Below are 18,614 nucleotides of genomic sequence, written 5' to 3' on the forward strand. Positions count from 1 at the left end.
TGAAGCCGGCTATTCAACCGGGAACGCTCGTCATCATCGGGCCGAGGGCAGGGCGAGACAACGCCGTCGGCAAAATTCGGCCCTTGCACTCTTGGTGATCCGGCCCGGCGCTGATAGTCTGGCCGCAACTTGAACATGTAAAAGCGCCTGCTGCGTCCGGTCTCCGGTTCGCGCGGCGCCGGAAGGAACGACAGTGGAAGACCACGAAGCCGGCGCTGGTGCGCCGGAAGTGGGCGTGTCCAGGGGTTCGCCGCCGCCATCCGGCCAGGCAAACCCAGCCGCCGGACGCTACGGCCGTCAGATGCAGCCCCGGTCCGGCAATGGACAGGCTGGCGACACGTCCCACGATCACAAGGGTCAGAACGGCCCGCATCAGAACGGCAAACCCAAGAAGCGGCGCAAGCGGCGGCGCGGGCGCAAGGTTTTCGCACGCGACGAGGCTCGTCCGGTGATAACAGGCACTTCGGTGCCCGCCGCCGGCGGGGCCCCGGCCGCTCGCCAGCCCCAGCCAGCGGCTTCGATCGCGCCCCAGTCCTCGATCGCGCAATCGGCTTCAATCGCGCAATTGCCTCCAGCCTTGCCAAGGCCGGGGCAAGGTGCCCGCACGCCGCCACCGCTGCAGGAATTGCCGGTGTTTGCCGCGCTCGACCTCGGCACCAACAATTGCCGCCTGCTGGTCGCGGTGCCGACGCGTCATGGCCAGTTCCGCGTCATCGACGCTTTCTCGCGCATCGTCAGGCTGGGTGAGGGGCTCACCGCCAATGGCCGGCTCGGCGAGGCTGCAATGGATCGCGCGGTCGAAGCGCTGAAGATCTGCGGCGACAAATTGCGCAATCGCAAGGTCAGGAAGGCCAGGCTGATCGCTACCGAGGCCTGCCGCACCGCCGCCAACGGCGTCGAGTTCCTCGAACGCGTCGAGCGCGAGGCCGGCCTGAAGCTCGAGATCATCGACCGCCAGACCGAGGCGCGGCTGGCGGTGTCGGGCTGCGGCTCGCTGGTCGAGCGCGACACGCAAGGCGTCGTGCTGTTCGACATCGGCGGCGGCTCGTCCGAAATCGCGCTGATCGACCTTACCGGCCAGCGCTCGCCAAGGCTCGCCAACCATATCGTCTCGTGGACGTCGCTGCCGGTCGGCGTCGTCTCGCTGGCCGAGCGTTTTGGCGGCCGCACGGTGACGCGCGAGATCTTTGGCGCCATGGTCGACGATGTCGCAATGCGGCTGCGCGCCTTCGACGGGCGCGACCGGCTGAGCCACCTCCTGTCCAGCCCGAAATTCCATCTGCTCGGCACCTCGGGCACAGTGACGACGCTGGCCGGCGTCCACCTCGATCTCGAACGTTACGACCGCCGCCGCGTCGACGGGTTGTGGATGGATCGCGACAGCGTCGACCGCATGGTCGAAAAGCTGGTCGGCTGGGATTTCCAGCAGCGCGTCGCCAACCCTTGCATCGGCGCCGACCGCGCCGACCTGGTTCTGGCCGGCTGCGCCATATTGGAGGCGATCCGCGCCGTCTGGCCGTCCGAACGGCTGCGTGTCGCCGACCGCGGCCTGCGCGAGGGCATACTGAGCGAGTTGATGGCCGATGACGGCGTCTGGCGCAACAGCGGGCGAGGCAGAGCATGATCCCGAAAAGTGGCTGCCGGTTTTCGGACAAGATCATGCTCAAACAAGTAATCAAGCAATGACCAAAAAACCGGAAAGACCGAGCTCCGCCGGCATTCGCGTGCTGAAGACGAAGATCAAGAAGAAAAGCGGCTTGAAGGAATCGTCGCGCCGTTGGTTGCAGCGCCACATCAACGATCCCTATGTCCAGCGCTCGAAGGCCGACGGCTATCGCTCGCGCGCCGCCTACAAGCTGATCGAGATCGACGACAAGCACCATTTGCTCAAGCCCGGCATGAAGGTGATCGACCTTGGTGCGGCACCCGGCGGCTGGTGCCAGGTCGCCGCCGCACGTACCAAATCTACCGCGGAACACCCGAACGTCGTCGGCATCGATTACCTGGAGATGGACGCGGTGCCGGGCGCGCCGGTGCTGCTGATGGATTTCCTCGATCCGCAGGCGCCGGAGAAGCTGGCCCAGACGTTGGGCGGCCAGCCCGACATCGTGCTCTCCGACATGGCCGCACCGACCACCGGCCACAAACGGACCGACCACATCCGCACCATGCATCTTTGCGAGGTGGCGGCCGATTTCGCGCTGTCGGTATTGAAGCCTGGCGGACATTTCCTCGCCAAGACGTTTCAGGGCGGCGCCGAGAACGAATTGCTGGCGAGACTCAAGCGGAATTTCCGCTCGGTCCATCACGTCAAGCCGCCGGCCTCACGCGACGAATCGGTGGAGCTGTATTTGCTGGCGAAGGATTTTAAGGGCGGAAACGGCACAGCGTAAAAGTCGCTCTGTAGCGATCCTTCGCACCCCCCTCTGTCCTGCCGGACATCTCCCCCTCAAGGGGGGAGATCGGATGTCATCGCGGCCTTCGCAAACCTTCGACCGTGAAGAGTGAGTGCAGTGCCGAAGCTGCCAATCTCCCTCCTTGAGGGGGAGATGGCCGGCAGGCCAGAGGGGGGTGCCGTCCCGCCGGCGGTGGAGGGCGCCACTCCTCAACTCCCCGGCGGGCTCACCGGCTCCAGCGTCTTCGGCGGCGTCAACCGGCCATGTCCAGACACGGCATTGCCGGCGTCCGGCGCCAGCCGCATGAACGACAGCGAGGCTGCCGCCGACACCGCCGCTACGATGAAGAAGGCGGTGTGGAAGTCGCTCAGCGTCAGCGGGCCGCCATGGATATTGGTCGACACTTCCAGGATGCCGCCGGCCAGCGCCACGCCGAGTGCGATCGCCAACTGCTGGAACACCGCCGTGATCGGCGTGGCCTTGCTGGTGTCGGCGGCCGAAATCTCGGCGTAGGCAAGCGCATTGATGCCGGTGAAGAACATCGACCGGATGAAGCCCCCGGCGAGCAGCATGGCGAGGATCAGCCCATAGGGCGTGTCGGGTGTGAACAGGCCGTTGATGGCGATGGACGCGGCTGCGATGAGCGAGCCTGAAATCAGCACCCGGCGGAAGCCGGCGACCCTGAAGATCAGGGCAGTGACGAATTTCATGCCTATGGCGCCGATTGCCGAGACGAAGGTGATCATGCCGGACTGGAACGGCGTCAACCCGAAACCGATCTGGAACATCAGCGGCAAAAGAAAAGGTACGGCACCAATGCCGATGCGGAACAGTGCGCCGCCGAGCACCGACGAGCGGAACACCCGATTGCGAAACAGCTCGAGCGCCAGCAGCGGATTCTTGGCGCGCCGCGCGTGCAGCAGATAGAGTACCGCCGACGCCAGACCGACGGCTACGGTGACAAAGCCGGCAACGGGCGGCAGAGCCGGCAGGCTGACCACCGACAGGCCGAACACGATGCCCGATGCCGCCAGTCCGCTCAGCACGAAACCGGTGAAATCGAGCGGCGGCGTCTGCGCGGCGTCGGTCTTTGGCAGGAAACGCGTGGCCAGCCAGATCCCGATCAGCCCGATCGGCACGTTGATCAGAAAAATCCAGTGCCAGGAAAAATAGGTCGTGATGAAGCCGCCTACCGGCGGGCCGACCAGCGGGCCGACCAGAGCCGGGACGGTCAGCCACGACATGGCGGCAACGAGTTCGCTTTTCGGCGTCGCGCGTACCAGCACCAGGCGTCCGACCGGCGTCATCATGGCGCCGCCAATGCCTTGCAGGAAGCGTGAGACCACGAAAGCCGGCAGCGAATTGGAAATGGCGCACGCGACCGAACCGACGATGAACACGGCGATCGCGGCACGGAAGACATTCTTGGCGCCGAAGCGGTCGGCCATCCAGCCGCTGATCGGAATGAAGATCGCCAGCGATACCAGATAGGCGGTCAGCGCCAGCTTGAGCGCGATCGGGCTGCTGTGGATGTCGATGGCGATCGCCGGCAACGATGTCGCAATGACGGTCGAATCCATGTTTTCCATGAAGAGAGCGACCGCCAGGATAAGCGGAATGGTGCGGTTCACGATGGATCCGGCCTTGAAATGTGCGTCGCGATTGCTTGCCGGCCTTGGGGGCCAAACCGACAGGTAGGGCGGTTATCATGGCTTGGCCCGGATGTCGCATTAATTTGCTGTCACGTTTGTGCGACCGCAAGTCGTGCGGCACCTGCGGCAAATGCAGCTTTGCCACTACACAATCATCGACTTTTCAACGGCGACGGGACGTGTTACGAGCCAGCGCCAATCCTGAAAGGGAAGAAGACGAGTCGGCGCTGTCCATCAGGGCGAGCGCCTTTCCTGCATTCCGAGGGCTGGCCATGGCAAAAATCATCGAGACGTCCACCGGCGCATTGGCGCTGACCTTTGACGACGTGCTGCTGCAGCCGGGTCATTCCGAGGTCATGCCCGGAGAGACCGACATCCGCACCCGCATCGCCGGCGACATCGACCTCAACGTGCCGATCCTGTCGGCCGCCATGGACACGGTTACCGAGGCGCGGCTCGCCATCGCCATGGCCCAGGCCGGCGGCATCGGTGTCATCCACCGCAATTTCTCGCCGGCCGAACAGGCCGAGCAGGTACGGCAGGTGAAGAAGTTCGAGTCCGGCATGGTGGTCAACCCGGTCACCATCGGTCCGGAGGCGACGCTAGCCGATGCGCTGGGCCTGATGCGCACCTACAGCATCTCGGGCATTCCGGTGGTCGAGAACGGCGGCACCGGCGGCCACACGGTCGGCCGGCTCGTCGGCATCCTGACCAACCGCGACGTCCGCTTCGCGTCCGATCCGGCGCAAAAGGTCTATGAGCTGATGACCCGCGAGAACCTGATCACGGTCAAGGAGAACGTCGATCAGGACGAGGCCAAGCGGCTGCTCCATCAGCACCGCATCGAGAAGCTGGTTGTGGTCGATCGGGACGGCAATTGCGTCGGGCTGATCACGGTCAAGGACATCGAGAAGTCGCAGCTCAACCCGCACGCCACCAAGGATGCGCAGGGACGCTTGCGCGCCGCCGCCGCCACCAGTGTCGGCGATGACGGTTTCGAGCGGGCCGAGCGCCTCATCGACGCCGGTGTCGACCTTCTGGTGATCGACACCGCGCACGGTCATTCGCAGCGCGTTCTGGATGCCGTGACGCGGGCCAAGAAGCTGTCCAACTCGGTTCGCATCCTGGCCGGCAACGTCGCCACCGCGGAAGGCACCTTGGCGCTGATCGATGCCGGCGCCGACGCCGTAAAGGTCGGCATCGGACCAGGCTCCATCTGCACCACCCGCATCGTCGCCGGCGTCGGCGTGCCGCAGCTCTCGGCAATCATGTCGGCAGTCGAGACGGCACAGAAATCGGGCGTTTCGGTTATTGCCGATGGCGGCATCAAATATTCGGGCGATCTCGCCAAGGCGCTGGCCGCCGGGGCCAGCGCGGCGATGATTGGCTCGCTGCTGGCCGGCACCGACGAGAGCCCCGGCGAGGTCTATCTGCATCAGGGCCGCTCCTTCAAAGCCTATCGCGGCATGGGTTCGGTCGGCGCGATGGCGCGCGGCTCCGCCGATCGGTATTTCCAGGCCGAGGTGCGCGACACGCTGAAACTGGTCCCCGAAGGCATCGAAGGGCAGGTGCCGTACAAAGGACCTGTGTCTGGCGTGCTGCACCAGCTTGCAGGCGGCCTGAAAGCCGCTATGGGTTATGTCGGTGGCCGCGACCTTGCCGATTTCCGCGAGCGCGCCACTTTTGTGCGGATATCCAATGCCGGACTTCGTGAAAGCCACGCCCATGACGTCACGATTACCCGCGAAAGCCCGAATTATCCTGGCGGAGCCTGATCGCCATGCGTCTTGGCGCAATCTGGCAATGATCCTGCGGCTGTCGCGCCACGCGGCCGCACTCAGTGTCGCCACAGTGGCGGTTTTCATCATCATGACGGCGATGGAGTTCCTCTATTTTCGCCGATTGAGCGGCGGTCTGCCGTCGCTCGACATGCGCTATGCCGGTTTCACCCCGGATGAGGGCATGGCCTGGCTAACGGCTCTCGGCCGGCGCAGCAGCGAGATTATTCTCGTCTGGCATTACCTGACCTTCGACCTGCTGTTTCCGGCGCTGCTGTCGCTGACGATGGTCAGCCTGATCCTGGCCACGGGCCGGCGGCTGAAGAATTTCCATGCACTGCCTACGCAAACACAGGCGACATTCGCAGCTGTGCTGGTGCTGCCATACACGCTTGCCGACTATGCCCAGAACATCGCCGTGGCTCGTCTTTTGTCCGATTTTCTGTCGGCCAATCCGGATTCGCTATCCTTCGCCTCGGCGCTGATCGTCACCAAATTCGCCCTGCTGGCGATACCAGTGACCGTCATTGCGGCTTTCATTCTGATGGCTCAGAAACGGCCTTGAAGGCTGGGTGACAACGACAGGGGGCGTCTTGAACCAGACCGCGATCTTCTGGCCGATGCTGGCGCAGGTGCTGCTGGTCTATATCGTCTATGTCGTAATGGGCCGGCGCCGCCATGGCGCGGTCAGATCGGGCGAAGCCAAGACCGGCCAGTTCAAGACGCGCTCGACGGAGTCTGGGTCCAGTATCACCGTCGCCAACAATCTGAGCAACCAGTTCGAACTGCCGGTGCTTTTCTACGTCTTATGCTTGACGCTGCACGTGACCAATGGCGTCAATTATCTGACTTTGGCACTGATGTGGATCTTTGTCGTCTCCCGCTATCTTCACGCATCGGTCCACTTGACCAGCAATCGGCTAATCCTGCGCAGCAGGGCATTCTACCTGGGCGCGGTCGTTCTCGCACTTGGCTGGATATGGCTGGCGCTGCATCTGCTCGGCTTAGTCTGAGCAAGCTCAAGGCTACAAATCGAACACCGCGATCTTGCGCTTGTCGAACCTGATGGCGAGTTCGCCGCGCACCAGCTTGAGCGCGGCCTCGCCGAAAACGGCACGCCGCCAGCCCTGCAATGCAGGCACGTCGGCTTCCTCGCCCTCGGCAGCGATGCGGTCGATGTCGTCACTGGAGGCGAGTACCTTGGATGCGACGCCCTCCTTTTCGGCAACGATCCGCAGCAGCACCTTCAGCAACTCCGCCGCGGCGCTCGACCCCTCCGGCGGCTGGAAGCTCTTCGGCAGCTTCGGCATCTCTTCCCTGGGCAGGGCAAGGGCAGCGTTTACCGCGCCAAGCAGTGCCGTCGCCGTCGACGAGCGTTCCCAGCCCTTCGGCGTGGTACGCAGCTTGCTCAGCGCCGCAGCGTCGCGCGGCGCCTGTTGCGCCACTTCGTAGATCGCATCGTCCTTGAGCACCCGGCCGCGTGGCACGTCGCGCTCGCGCGCTTCGCGTTCGCGCCAGGCGGCCACCCCCTGCACGATCGCCAGTTCCTGCGGTTTGCGCAGCCGCATTTTGAGCCGCTTCCAGGCATCCTCGGGATGCGGATCGTAGGTCTCGCGCGAGGTCAGCACGTCCATCTCCTCGTTCAGCCAGTGGGCGCGGTTTTCCCGCACCAGCTCGGCGCTGAGATGCTTGTAGACCTCGATCAGGTGGGTGACGTCGGCGAGCGCGTAGTCGAGCTGCTTTTCGGACAGCGGACGGTGGCGCCAGTCGGTGAAGCGCGAGGACTTGTCGAGCCGCGCGCCGGTGATGCGCTGCACCAGCTGGTCGTAGGAAACGCTGTCGCCGAAGCCGCAGACCATTGCCGCGACCTGGGTGTCGAACACCGGATGCGGCACAAGATCGCCGAGATGCACAATGATTTCGATGTCCTGCCGCGCCGCATGGAAGACTTTGACGATCGCCTCGTTGGCCATCAGCCTGAAGAACGGTTTCAGGTCGATGTCGGGCGACAGCGGATCAATCAGCGCCGTCACCCCGGGCGCTGCCATCTGGATCAGGCACAGGATCGGCCAGAAGGTCGTTTCGCGAATGAATTCGGTATCGACGGTGACGAATTCCGCCTTTTCGAAAGCGGCAATAACGGTCTCGAGTTCTTTCTGAGTGGTGATGACGTGCATCAAATCGCTTTTGGCAAGGGAATAGGGTCTCTTTCAATTTCAGCCGCGCGCGCTTTCGTCAAGCGTAAGCACCTCTATCCAGGCTTTGCGGGTTCATCGGGATCGGCATTCCGCTTCGCCAACCGGGCAAAAACCGTAGACGTGCGCAACAGCGCCGTAAAACGGCTGCGATGGGTGGCCGGCACGGCGGAGCGCGCCTGCATCCGGTAAAGGATGACGGCCACGAAGATCGCATAGACGGTGGCGCTGAACACGAACAGCGCGCTCGGCCCGAAAAATTGCATCACCGTCGAGGCTGCGAACGGCCCGCCGATGGCGCCGAAGGAATAAAACAGCATCAAGGCTGCGTTGATCAGCACGAACTCGCCCTTGTCGGCGCGGTCGTTGGAATGCGCCGCCGACAGCGAATAGAGCGGCATGGCGAAGCAGCCGAAGATGAAGACGAGCAGGAAGTTGAGGAACGGACTGCCGCCTGCCACGAATGCCAGGGCCAGTGCCGCCACCATCGCACAGCACGTCGTCATCAGCAGCACCGAGCGCCGGTCCCAGCGGTCGGAGAGATAGCCGAGCGGGTATTGGATGATAGCGCCGCCGAAAATGCCGACGCTGACGAAGGTGACGACGTCGGCGACCGACATGCCGATCTGCTCGGCATAGACCGGCGACAGGGTGCGGAAGGCGCTGTTTGTGACGCCGACGGCGATACAGCCGAAGCAGCCGAGCGGCGAGATCCGCCAGACGCGGGCCAAATCGAGCTTGACGTCGTCCGGCGGCGTCGGATTGGAGCGGTCGCCGAGCGACACCGGCACCAGCGAAACGGTGATCATCATCGACATGATGGCGAAGATGGCAAAGCCGCCGGCGCCGAAGATCGGGATCAGGAACTGGGCGCCCGTCACCGAGCCGATGTCGACCATCCGGTAGATGGCAAGCACCCGCGCCCGGTCGGTGTTGGTGACGCCGGAATTCAGCCAGGCTTCCATGATTGTGAACAAGCCGGCGAAGCAGAACCCGCCGGCAAAGCGCACGGCGCACCACATCACCGGATCGATGACCAGCACCAGAAGCAGCGTCCCCGCCGAGGCGATCGCTGCCAGTGCCGAAAAGGCGCGCACATGGCCGACGGACTTCATGATGCGCGTCACGGCAAGGCAGCCGAGCAAAAAGCCGGCGAAATAGAACGTGCCCATCAAGCCGATCGACGAAGCGGGAAAACCCTCCTGCGCACCACGCAGCGCAATCAACGTGCTCTGCAGGCCGTTGCCGCCGAGCAGGATGCCGGCGGCGATCAGGAGGGGGATCAGCGGGCGGATGGAAGACATGAAGGAAAGCCTGTCGTTGATCCCTTCTTGAACCATCGCCTTCGCCAATACCAGCGGCAATTCCCGGCGGCGTTGGGGCCAGCCGGGGGCTGCCGCGTGGCGCCGGACCCTCCGTGTTGGAACCAAGGCGTATCTTTGTAGTTCAGTGCTGGTGGGGCGAATACGCGTCTTGTGAGCTGGCGGTGTGCGGAGACGGTGTTGGGCATCGATGTGGTTTCTGCTGCCCGGCCTGAAGCTCCAAAGGGAGGTCCGCCGTCATGAAATTTCATCCCGCATTTGCGGCATTTGCCATGGCCGCAGTTCTGGCGGCAGGGCCGGCGCGGGCTGTCGACCTCGCCATGGTGTCCGGCGATACCGGCAACGGCCAGAGAATCCTTCGCGAGATCCTCGATCAATACGAGAAGAAGACCGGCAATAAGGTTAGCGTCGTTCCGCTGCCTCCCTCGGCGACGGACCAGTTTGGCCAATACCGGCTCTGGCTCGCCGCCGGAAGCAGCGACGTCGACGTCTATCAAACGGACATCATCTGGGCCCCCCAGCTTGCAAGGCAGTTCATCGACCTGACCGAAGCGACCAAGGATGTCGTTGGCACGCATTTCCCATCGATCATCAAATCGCAGACCGTGGACGGCAAGCTGGTCGCCTTGCCGATATTCACCGACGCTCCGGCGCTCTACTACCGCAAGGATCTCCTCGACAAATACGGCGCCAGGGTCCCGGCCAACTGGGCTGAACTTGCCGATACCGCCAAGCTTGTCATGGACAAGGAGCGCGCGGCCGGCAACAAGGACATGTGGGGTTTCGTTTTCCAGGGCAACGCCTATGAGGGGCTGACCTGCGATGCACTCGAATGGGTGAAGTCGAACGGCGGCGGCCAGATTATCGAGCCGGACGGCACGATCTCCATCAACAATCCGCAAGCAGTTGCGGCGCTGGAAATGGCGAGGAGCTGGGTGGGAACCATCTCGCCGCCCGGCGTTCTGGCCTATCAGGAAGAAGAGTCGCGCGGAGTCTGGCAGACCGGCAACGCCGTCTTCATGCGCAACTGGCCCTATGCCTACGCGCTTGGCAACAGCGAAAGCTCCCCCATCAAAGGCAAGTTCGAGGTGACCACGCTGCCGCCGGGGTCGGGCGAGGGCGCCCGCCCGGCAGCAACGCTTGGCGGCTGGAATCTCGCGGTTTCCAGATATTCGAAGAACCCGGATGCAGCGATCGATCTGGTCAGATGGATCGCCTCGCCGCAGATGCAGAAGTACCGCGCCTTGAAGGGGGCATATCTGCCGACCATCCAGGCACTCTATGACGATGCCGACATCGCCAGCGCCCAGCCGGTGATTCCGCGCTGGAAGGAAGTCGTCCTCAACGCGGTGCCGCGTCCCTCGGCCCAAGCCAAGAGCAGGTACAATGAGGCATCGAGCGAGTTCTGGACCGCCGTCCACAACACCATTTCCGGCGAGGGCACGGCCGCCGACAACCTTGCCGATGTGGAGTTCTCCTTGACCAGGCTCAAAGGCACCGCCTGGTGACCTCGCCGCGCTCAGGCTCGATGCTGGCGCGTCAGCGTGCGCGCTCGGCATGGCTGCTGCTTGCCCCGACGCTCATCGTGCTCGCCGCCGTTGCCGGCTGGCCGTTGATGCGCACGATCTATTTCGGCTTCACCGATGCCTCGCTCGCCGACCTCGAAGCCCGCCGCTGGGTTGGTTTCGCCAACTATTTCTCCATCGTGCAAATGCCGAGCGGCCGCGTCATCTACGACGGGCTGCTCGCCGATCCGGTCTGGTGGCGCGCCGTCTGGAACACCGTGCGCTTCGCGGTGATTTCGGTGACCTGCGAGACGGTGCTCGGCATGATCGTCGCGCTGGTGCTCAACACGAGGTTTCGCGGCCGCGGCATCGTGCGCGCCGCGATTCTAATCCCTTGGGCCATCCCGACGATCGTCTCGGCGAAAATGTGGCAGTGGATGCTCAACGACCAGTTCGGCATCATCAACGACGTCCTGCTCAAGCTCGGCCTGATCAGTACAAAAATCGCCTGGACCGCCAGCGCCGACACGGCGATGGTCGCCGTCCTCGTTGTCGATATCTGGAAAGCGACCCCGTTCATGGCGCTTCTCATTCTCGCCGGCCTGCAGATGCTTCCACAAGAAATCTACGAGGTCGCCAAGCTCGACGGCGTCGGCGCGTGGAGAGTTTTCTGGAAGATCACCTTGCCGCTCATCCGACCGGCGTTGATGGTGGCCATGATCTTTCGCGGTCTCGATGCCCTGCGCATCTTCGATCTGATCTACGTGCTTACGCCAAACAACATACACACCAAGTCGATGTCGGTGTTTGCCCGCGAGAGCCTGTTTGAGTTCGACAAATTCGCTTCCGGTTCCGCCGCCTCGACGTTGCTCTTCCTTATCCTCGCCCTACTGACCATGCTCGTTCTTTGGCTCGGCCGGATAAGACTGGACAAGGACTATTGATCATGTGGGAGCACTGACCATGTGGATCGTCAAGCGCACGGCTTTCTACCTCCTCGTCGCCGTTATCGTTGTTGTCGCGGTGTTCCCGTTCTACTACGCCATCATCACCAGCCTGAAATCGGGGACGGCGCTCTTCCAGATCGACTATTGGCCGACGGCGATTACCTTTAGCAACTATAGGACCGTGTTCACCGAGGGGACCTTTTTGCGCAATCTCGTGAACTCGCTGTTCATCTCGAGCGCCGTCGCCTTCATTTCGCTGTTCCTCGGCATCACCGCTGCCTATGCGCTGGCGCGCATCCGCTTCAGAGGCCGTTCGGCACTGCTCCTCATCATCCTGTCCGTCTCGATGTTCCCGCAATTGGCGGTGCTTGCCGGGCTTTTCGAGCTAATCCGCATCTTCGGCCTCTACAATTCGCCGTTCGCGCTGATCTTGTCCTACATGATCTTCACCTTGCCGTTCACCGTCTGGGTGCTCACCGCCTTCGTTCGCGACCTGCCGACCGAACTGGAGGAAGCGGCGATCCTCGATGGCGCCACGCCCTGGATCATCATCGGCCGCGTCTTCCTGCCGCTGATGTGGCCGGCGCTGGCGACCACCGGGCTTCTCGCCTTCATCGGTGCTTGGAACGAGTTCCTGTTCGCCCTGACGTTTACCTCCAGCAACGAGCAGCGAACCGTGCCGGTCGCGATAGCGCTGCTCTCCGGCAGCTCGCAGTTCGAGATCCCGTGGGGCAACATCATGGCCGCATCGGTGATCGTCACCGTGCCGCTTGTCGTCCTCGTTCTCATCTTCCAGCGCAAGATCGTCTCCGGCCTCACGGCGGGCGGGGTGAAGGGATGAGTGCATAGTTGAACTGCCGGCACAGAGCAGCGAACTCAGATTGACGCCTCTGGCATAAATTGATGCCGGTGGGATAGGGGCGGGAAGAACGCGAACTCGACCCAGCCGCCGCTTGCCTTGACAAATGCACCCTCTCATGTGCTTTTCGCGCAAATTTTCAGGCTGGGCCATCATGCCTTGGCCGCAACCCAACATCCGGACCTTAAGAATGACAATGCATCGTTACCGCAGCCATACCTGTGCCCAATTGAGGAAGGCCGACGTCGGCTCGACCGTTCGCCTGTCGGGTTGGGTGCATCGCGTGCGCGACCATGGCGGCCTGCTGTTCATCGATTTGCGCGACCATTACGGTCTGACCCAGATCGTCGCCGATCCGGATTCGCCTGCCTTCAAGATCGCGGAGACCTTGCGTGGCGAATGGGTCGTCCGCGTCGACGGCGAGGTCAAGGCGCGCCTCGCCGACACCGTGAACCCCAATTTGCCGACCGGCGAGATCGAGATTTTCGCGCGCGAGATCGAAGTGCTGTCGGCGGCCAGGGAATTGCCGCTGCCGGTCTTCGGCGAGCCGGACTATCCGGAGGACATCCGCCTCAAATACCGCTTCCTCGACCTGCGCCGCGACACGCTGCACAAGAACATCGTGGCGCGGACGAAAATCATCGCCGAGATGCGCAAGCTGATGGGCGAGGTCGGCTTCACCGAATTCTCGACGCCAATCCTGACCGCCTCATCGCCGGAAGGCGCGCGCGACTTCCTGGTGCCGTCGCGTATCCACCCCGGCACTTTCTATGCGCTGCCGCAGGCACCGCAGCAGTACAAGCAGCTGATCATGGTGTCCGGCTTCGACCGCTACTTCCAGATTGCGCCGTGCTTCCGTGACGAGGACCCGCGCGCCGACCGTCTGCCGGGTGAATTCTACCAGCTCGACGTGGAGATGAGCTTCGTCGAGCAGGAGGATGTGTTTACCACCATGGAGCCGGTGATGCGGGGGGTGTTCGAGACCTTTGCCGCCGGCAAGCCGGTGACGGAGAAGTTTCCGCGCATCGCCTATGATGTCGCCATGCGCAAATACGGCACCGACAAGCCGGACCTGCGCAACCCGATCGAGATGCAGGCCGTCTCGGATCATTTTCGCGAATCCGGCTTCAAGGTATTCGCCAACATCCTTGCCAACGATCCGAAGGCCGAGGTCTGGGCCATTCCGGCCAAGACCGGCGGGTCTCGCGCCTTTTGCGACCGCATGAACTCATGGGCGCAGGGCGAGGGCCAGCCCGGCCTCGGCTACATCTTCTGGCGCAAGGAGGGCGAGAAGCTCGAAGGGGCCGGGCCGCTGGCCAAGAACATCGGCGAGGAGCGCACCGAGGCGATCCGCCTGCAACTCGGCCTTGCCGATGGCGATGCCGCCTTCTTCGTCGCCGGCGATCCGAAGAAGTTCGTCTCCTTCGCGGGTGCGGCGCGCAGCCGCGCCGGCGAGGAGCTCAATCTTGTCGACCGTGATCGCTTCGAACTGTGCTGGATCGTCGACTTCCCGTTCTTCGAATGGAACGAGGAGGAGAAGAAGATCGACTTCGCGCACAATCCGTTCTCGATGCCGCAAGGTGGCATCGATGCGCTTAACGGCGAGGATCTGCTCGGAATCAAGGCGTTCCAGTACGACATGGTCTGCAATGGTTTCGAGATCGCCTCAGGCGGCATCCGCAACCATCTGCCCGAAACCATGGTCAAGGCGTTCGAGACCGTCGGGCTGGACCGCGAGACGGTCGAGGAGCGCTTCGGTGGCCTCTACCGCGCCTTCCAGTATGGCGCGCCGCCGCATGGCGGCATGGCGGCAGGCATCGACCGCGTCGTCATGCTTCTGGTCGGCGCGAGGAACCTGCGCGAAGTGACGATGTTCCCGATGAACCAGCAGGCCTATGACCTGTTGATGAACGCGCCGTCGGAGGCCAGCCCGCAGCAGCTTCGCGAATTGTCGCTGCGCGTCGTGGCGACGAAGAAAGAGGTTTAGGAAACGCTCCGAACCGATGCTGTTGATTCATAAAAAAGCCCGGCATCGCTGCCGGGCTTTTGCTTTGGGATCTCGGTCAGTCTTCGTTTGCCGTAACCGTCACGCCAAGCGTTTTCGGCAGGTCGAGCGGGTTGGACATGGCGCCCGCCATGATCAGCGCGAACGGCACCGCCGCCGGCGGCTCGGCCGAGACCTCGATGCTTTGCGGATCGTCGAGGAATTTGTTGACCGCGGCCGAAACCTGCGCCGTCAGTTCCGGATTGTTGAGCTGCGCCATGCCGAAGGGCACGATCGCCTTGGCCTGGTTGGCAATGTCCTTGCCGGACATGCCTTGCTGCTTGCCGGCATAATCGAGCACCTTTTTAGTCAGCGAATCATCATCGAAGCGGATCGAGGCGCTGTTGAACGAAAGCTGCTGCAGCAGCCCGAGCATGGCCATGCCTTGCGCCGAATTGTCGGCGCCTTCGGGCTGCGCCGCCATCTTCTTCTGCATCTCCTGCAGTGATTTGATGACGTCCAGCGTGTAGCCGCCGAGATCGAAGGTCATGCCGAGCGTGCCGGCATTGTCGACCGATATTTCGTATTTCGACAAGTCCATCCTGCCGTCGGTAGGCTGCCAGGTGCCTTCCATCTCAAGATTGCCCGATATGTTCTGGTAGCCGAGCGCGTTGATGACTTCCTTGGACTTCGCATCTTCGACCAGTGTCAGGTCGGCAGTGAATTTTTCCGTGGTGCCGGAAAACGCCAAGGCCTTGCCGTCGGCCGGCGGCGTGATTGCGATGGCAAGCCCGTCCATCGAGAAAGCGGTCTTGTCGGCCACCTTGACGGTCATGTTGTCGAGCTCGGCCGATTTGTAAATCATCAGCGAGCCCAGCGGGCCGCTTGCGCCTTCGGCCGGAACCGTCATGTCGTGGATGACGAAGGGGCTGAGATTGAGCGTGACGCCATCCTCGCTATGTTCGAACGGCGACGTCGACACGGTCGCGATTTGATAGCCACCATTGGCTTCGGTCACCCCTTCGAGCTTGACGTCGCCGATCTTGAGCGCCTCCTTTTCGGCCGCCGGTTTGACCGCCACGCCTTGCAGAACCATGCTGGAGGTGTCGCCGGTTACTCCGGTCCAGGAGAGGTCGACACCCTGGGCGGCGAGGGCAGCCTTCAGCCGGTCGGCGACCGCGGTATCCTGCGCGAATGCCGCATTCAGCGGCAGCGTCAGCAAAAAGGTCGAAAAAGCCAGTCTTTTAATAAGTGTCGAGTGCCTGATCGTCATCGAGAGCTCCCCTGAGAGTGTCCTGAAATTCTTTTCAAATCGTCGCGTCGTCACCATTCGGCGACGAACTGGACCGGAAAAAGGCGGGCCTCGGCACAATGATCGAAAATCGCGGCTAAAGGCAAACCCGATCCATCAGGCTTGCGATAGAAGCAGGATGTAACGGGTTGATGTTGGCCGGCGTCGCGACGCTCCCAATTCCCGTTGCATAATGGATGTCGCGCAAAGTGTGCAGCGGTTTTGCGATGACGACATGCATCAAAACAAGGACCTAAAGCGTCGCATGAGGCCGGTCGAACGCGACGCGCTTTAGGAGGAGGCATACTGGTGCCTCTTGCCGCGAATCACCCGCTCGGCTAGTGCCAGCCCATGGGAAAAAGGCTTTTGCCGCCCGAGAGTGGCGGCGGCGACAATATCGAGCCGGTCGATCTGAAGAAGGCGCTGGAAGAGCGCTATCTCGCCTACGCGCTGTCGACCATCATGCATCGGGCGCTGCCGGACGTGCGCGACGGATTGAAGCCAGTGCATCGTCGCATCATGCATGCCATGCGCTTGTTGCGGCTCAACCCCGACCAGGGTTTTGCCAAATGCGCCCGCATCGTCGGCGAGGTGATGGGCAAATTCCATCCGCATGGCGACCAGTCGATCTACGACGCGTTGGTGCGGTTGGCGCAGGATTTTTCGATGCGCTACCCGCTGGTCGACGGGCAGGGTAATTTTGGCAATATCGACGGCGATAACGCCGCCGCCATGCGCTACACCGAAGCGCGCATGACCGAAGTGTCGACGCTGCTTTTGGAAGGCATCACCGAGGACGCGGTCGATTTCCGCCCGACCTACAATGAGGAAGACGAGGAGCCGGCGGTGCTGCCCGGCGCCTTCCCGAACCTGCTCGCCAACGGCTCGTCCGGCATTGCCGTCGGCATGGCGACCTCGATCCCGCCGCACAATGCGGCCGAGCTTTGCGACGCCGCGCTTCACCTGATCGATCATCCGGATGCGCCCGTCACCAAGCTGATGGACTTCGTCCAAGGGCCGGATTTCCCGACCGGCGGCATCATCGTCGACAGCCGAGCGTCGATCCTCGAAGCCTACGAAACGGGCCGCGGCGGCTTTCGCGTCAGGGCGAAATGGAGCCAGGAGGATCAGGGCAGGGGCACCTGGAACATTGTCGTCACCGAAATCCCCTATGGCGTCCAGAAGGCCAGGCTGATCGAGAAGATCGCCGAGCTCTTGATGGCACGCAAGCTGCCGCTGCTCGAGGATATCCGCGACGAGAGCGCCGAGGACATCCGCGTCGTGCTGGTGCCGAAGAGCCGCTCGGTCGATCCCGGCATCATGATGGAATCGCTGTTCAAGCTGACCGAGCTCGAAAGCCGCTTTCCGCTCAACATGAACGTGTTGTCGCGCGGCAAGGTGCCGAACGTGCTGTCGCTGAAAGGTGTGCTCAAGGAATGGCTGGAGCACCGCCGCGACGTCTTGATCCGCCGCTCCAAGCACCGCCTCGGCGAGATCGAGCGGCGGCTGGAGATCCTCGCCGGCTATTTGATTGCCTACCTCAACATCGACGAGGTGATCAGGATCATCCGCGAGGAGGACGAGCCCAAGCAAGTGATGATGGCTCGCTGGTCACTCACCGACACCCAGGCTGAAGCCATCCTCAACATGCGGCTGAGGGCGCTGCGCAAGCTCGAGGAATTCGAAATCCGCGAGGAATTCAATGGCCTGACCGGCGAGAAGAAGCAGATCGAGGCACTGCTTGCGTCCGACGCCAAGCAGTGGGCGACGATCAAGTGGGAAGTCGCCAATGTTCGCCAGAAATACGGGCCCGAGACCGACATCGGCAAACGCCGCACCGAGTTCGCCGATGCACCCGAGCATGACCTGACCGATATCGCCCACGCCATGATCGAGCGCGAGCCGGTCACAGTGGTCGTTTCGGAAAAGGGCTGGCTGAGGGCCATGAAAGGTCATCTGACCGACCATTCGGCCCTGACCTTCAAGGAAGGCGACAGCCTCAAGCTCGCCTTCCACGCCCAGACCACCGACAAGGTGCTGGTCTTCACCACCGGCGGCAAGTTCTACACGATCGGCGCCGACCGGCTGCCCGGCGGGCGTGGGCATGGCGAGCCGATCCGCATCATCGTCGACATGGACAACGACCAGGATATCGTCACCGCCTTCGTCCACGATCCCAAGCGCAAGCTGCTGCTGGTGTCGCATGACGGCAACGGTTTCATCGTGCCGGAAGAAGAGGTCGTCGCCAACACCCGCAAGGGCAAGCAGGTGATGAACGTCAAGGCGCCCGACGAGGCCCAGCGCTGCGTGAGCGTCGCCGGCGACCATCTCGCCATTGTCGGCGAGAACCGCAAGATGCTGGTGTTCCCGCTGGCCGAGATCCCGGAGATGGGGCGCGGCAAGGGCGTGCGCCTGCAGAAGTACAAGGACGGCGGCGTCCTCGACCTCAAGACCTTCACGCTCGCAAGCGGCCTGTCCTGGCAGGATTCGGCAGACCGCACCTTTACCAAATCGCGTGACGAGCTTGCCGAATGGATTGGCGCCCGCGCCTCGGCCGGCCGCATGGTGCCGAAGGGGTTCCCGCGCACGGGGAAGTTCGGGTGAAGCGGTATCTCCCCCCTTGAGGGGGAGATGTCGCCGAAGGCGACAGAGGGGGTCGGAACGTCCAGACACGACCCTTATCGC

The 18,614-nt window shown here is 62.9% G+C and carries 14 protein-coding genes; 10 read left to right on the forward strand and 4 right to left on the reverse strand.

Annotation, left to right across the window (positions count from 1 at the left end; genetic code table 11):
- Positions 1-193 precede the first annotated feature (193 nt).
- On the forward strand, positions 194-1,624 hold the full coding sequence (locus tag NKH42_RS13820; protein ID WP_352506540.1) for a Ppx/GppA phosphatase family protein: 1,431 nt from the start codon (positions 194-196) through the stop codon (positions 1,622-1,624).
- 58 nt (positions 1,625-1,682) lie between these two features.
- Positions 1,683-2,393 (forward strand): RlmE family RNA methyltransferase, encoded by a 711-nt coding sequence (locus NKH42_RS13825; protein WP_352506539.1) that lies wholly within the window; start codon positions 1,683-1,685, stop codon positions 2,391-2,393.
- 212 nt (positions 2,394-2,605) lie between these two features.
- On the opposite strand, the gene NKH42_RS13830 is transcribed toward NKH42_RS13825, so the two are convergent.
- Positions 2,606-4,027, reverse strand: a complete 1,422-nt coding sequence (locus NKH42_RS13830) for an MFS transporter (RefSeq protein ID WP_352751636.1) — start codon at positions 4,025-4,027, stop codon at positions 2,606-2,608.
- Between the two features lie 293 nt (positions 4,028-4,320).
- Here NKH42_RS13830 and guaB point away from each other — a divergent pair, with 293 nt between their 5' ends.
- Genes guaB through NKH42_RS13845 form a run of 3 tightly spaced genes read left to right on the forward strand, consistent with a single transcriptional unit; the run spans position 4,321 to position 6,839 of the window.
- Positions 4,321-5,823, forward strand: coding sequence for an IMP dehydrogenase (gene guaB / locus NKH42_RS13835; protein ID WP_352458563.1), 1,503 nt, complete (start codon positions 4,321-4,323; stop codon positions 5,821-5,823).
- 28 nt (positions 5,824-5,851) lie between these two features.
- A complete protein-coding gene (locus tag NKH42_RS13840; protein WP_352751634.1) occupies positions 5,852-6,391 on the forward strand; it encodes a hypothetical protein in 540 nt (179 codons plus the stop codon).
- Between the two features lie 28 nt (positions 6,392-6,419).
- Positions 6,420-6,839 (forward strand): MAPEG family protein, encoded by a 420-nt coding sequence (locus NKH42_RS13845; RefSeq protein ID WP_352754348.1) that lies wholly within the window; start codon positions 6,420-6,422, stop codon positions 6,837-6,839.
- Positions 6,840-6,851: 12 nt separating this feature from the next.
- Here the strand turns inward: NKH42_RS13845 and rnd are convergent, their stop codons facing one another.
- Both rnd and NKH42_RS13855 read right to left on the reverse strand, forming a co-directional pair.
- Entirely contained in the window at positions 6,852-8,003 is a 1,152-nt protein-coding gene (gene rnd, locus NKH42_RS13850) for a ribonuclease D (RefSeq protein WP_352703169.1), read from the reverse strand.
- A 74-nt stretch (positions 8,004-8,077) separates the two neighbouring features.
- Entirely contained in the window at positions 8,078-9,325 is a 1,248-nt protein-coding gene (locus NKH42_RS13855; protein WP_352689404.1) for an MFS transporter, read from the reverse strand.
- 257 nt (positions 9,326-9,582) lie between these two features.
- Between NKH42_RS13855 and NKH42_RS13860 the strand changes: the two genes are divergently transcribed.
- The 4 genes from NKH42_RS13860 to aspS all read left to right on the forward strand — a co-directional run bounded on the left by NKH42_RS13860 (position 9,583) and on the right by aspS (position 14,641).
- Positions 9,583-10,851 (forward strand): ABC transporter substrate-binding protein, encoded by a 1,269-nt coding sequence (locus NKH42_RS13860; protein WP_352506532.1) that lies wholly within the window; start codon positions 9,583-9,585, stop codon positions 10,849-10,851.
- 20 nt (positions 10,852-10,871) lie between these two features.
- Positions 10,872-11,792 carry a carbohydrate ABC transporter permease gene (locus NKH42_RS13865; protein WP_352751685.1) on the forward strand — a complete coding sequence of 307 codons (921 nt, stop codon included), beginning with the start codon at positions 10,872-10,874 and terminating at the stop codon, positions 11,790-11,792.
- 19 nt (positions 11,793-11,811) lie between these two features.
- Positions 11,812-12,636: a carbohydrate ABC transporter permease gene (locus NKH42_RS13870; RefSeq protein WP_352751631.1), complete on the forward strand. Its 825-nt coding sequence runs from the start codon at positions 11,812-11,814 to the stop codon at positions 12,634-12,636.
- 214 nt (positions 12,637-12,850) lie between these two features.
- Positions 12,851-14,641 (forward strand): aspartate--tRNA ligase, encoded by a 1,791-nt coding sequence (gene aspS, locus NKH42_RS13875; protein WP_352751683.1) that lies wholly within the window; start codon positions 12,851-12,853, stop codon positions 14,639-14,641.
- A gap of 76 nt (positions 14,642-14,717) precedes the next feature.
- Here aspS and NKH42_RS13880 read toward each other — a convergent pair whose 3' ends face one another.
- Positions 14,718-15,911, reverse strand: a complete 1,194-nt coding sequence (locus NKH42_RS13880; protein WP_352751629.1) for an aq_1923 C-terminal domain — start codon at positions 15,909-15,911, stop codon at positions 14,718-14,720.
- Between the two features lie 369 nt (positions 15,912-16,280).
- Here NKH42_RS13880 and parC point away from each other — a divergent pair, with 369 nt between their 5' ends.
- A complete protein-coding gene (gene parC, locus NKH42_RS13885) occupies positions 16,281-18,533 on the forward strand; it encodes a DNA topoisomerase IV subunit A (protein ID WP_352506530.1) in 2,253 nt (750 codons plus the stop codon).
- Positions 18,534-18,614 lie beyond the last annotated feature (81 nt).

Source organism: Mesorhizobium sp. M1142 (genome assembly GCF_040318565.1).
Taxonomy (GTDB): Bacteria; Pseudomonadota; Alphaproteobacteria; order Rhizobiales; family Rhizobiaceae; genus Mesorhizobium.

Excerpts from the sequence above, each read along its gene's own strand:
- NKH42_RS13825 (WP_352506539.1), top strand. The coding sequence starts at position 1,683 with ATGACCAAAAAACCGGAAAGACCGAGCTCCGCCGGCATTCGCGTGCTG.
- guaB (WP_352458563.1), top strand. The coding sequence starts at position 4,321 with ATGGCAAAAATCATCGAGACGTCCACCGGCGCATTGGCGCTGACCTTT.
- NKH42_RS13840 (WP_352751634.1), top strand. The coding sequence starts at position 5,852 with ATGATCCTGCGGCTGTCGCGCCACGCGGCCGCACTCAGTGTCGCCACA.
- rnd (WP_352703169.1), bottom strand. The coding sequence starts at position 8,003 with ATGCACGTCATCACCACTCAGAAAGAACTCGAGACCGTTATTGCCGCT.
- NKH42_RS13855 (WP_352689404.1), bottom strand. The coding sequence starts at position 9,325 with ATGTCTTCCATCCGCCCGCTGATCCCCCTCCTGATCGCCGCCGGCATC.
- NKH42_RS13860 (WP_352506532.1), top strand. The coding sequence starts at position 9,583 with ATGAAATTTCATCCCGCATTTGCGGCATTTGCCATGGCCGCAGTTCTG.
- NKH42_RS13865 (WP_352751685.1), top strand. The coding sequence starts at position 10,872 with ATGCTGGCGCGTCAGCGTGCGCGCTCGGCATGGCTGCTGCTTGCCCCG.
- NKH42_RS13870 (WP_352751631.1), top strand. The coding sequence starts at position 11,812 with ATGTGGATCGTCAAGCGCACGGCTTTCTACCTCCTCGTCGCCGTTATC.
- aspS (WP_352751683.1), top strand. The coding sequence starts at position 12,851 with ATGCATCGTTACCGCAGCCATACCTGTGCCCAATTGAGGAAGGCCGAC.
- NKH42_RS13880 (WP_352751629.1), bottom strand. The coding sequence starts at position 15,911 with ATGACGATCAGGCACTCGACACTTATTAAAAGACTGGCTTTTTCGACC.
- parC (WP_352506530.1), top strand. The coding sequence starts at position 16,281 with ATGGGAAAAAGGCTTTTGCCGCCCGAGAGTGGCGGCGGCGACAATATC.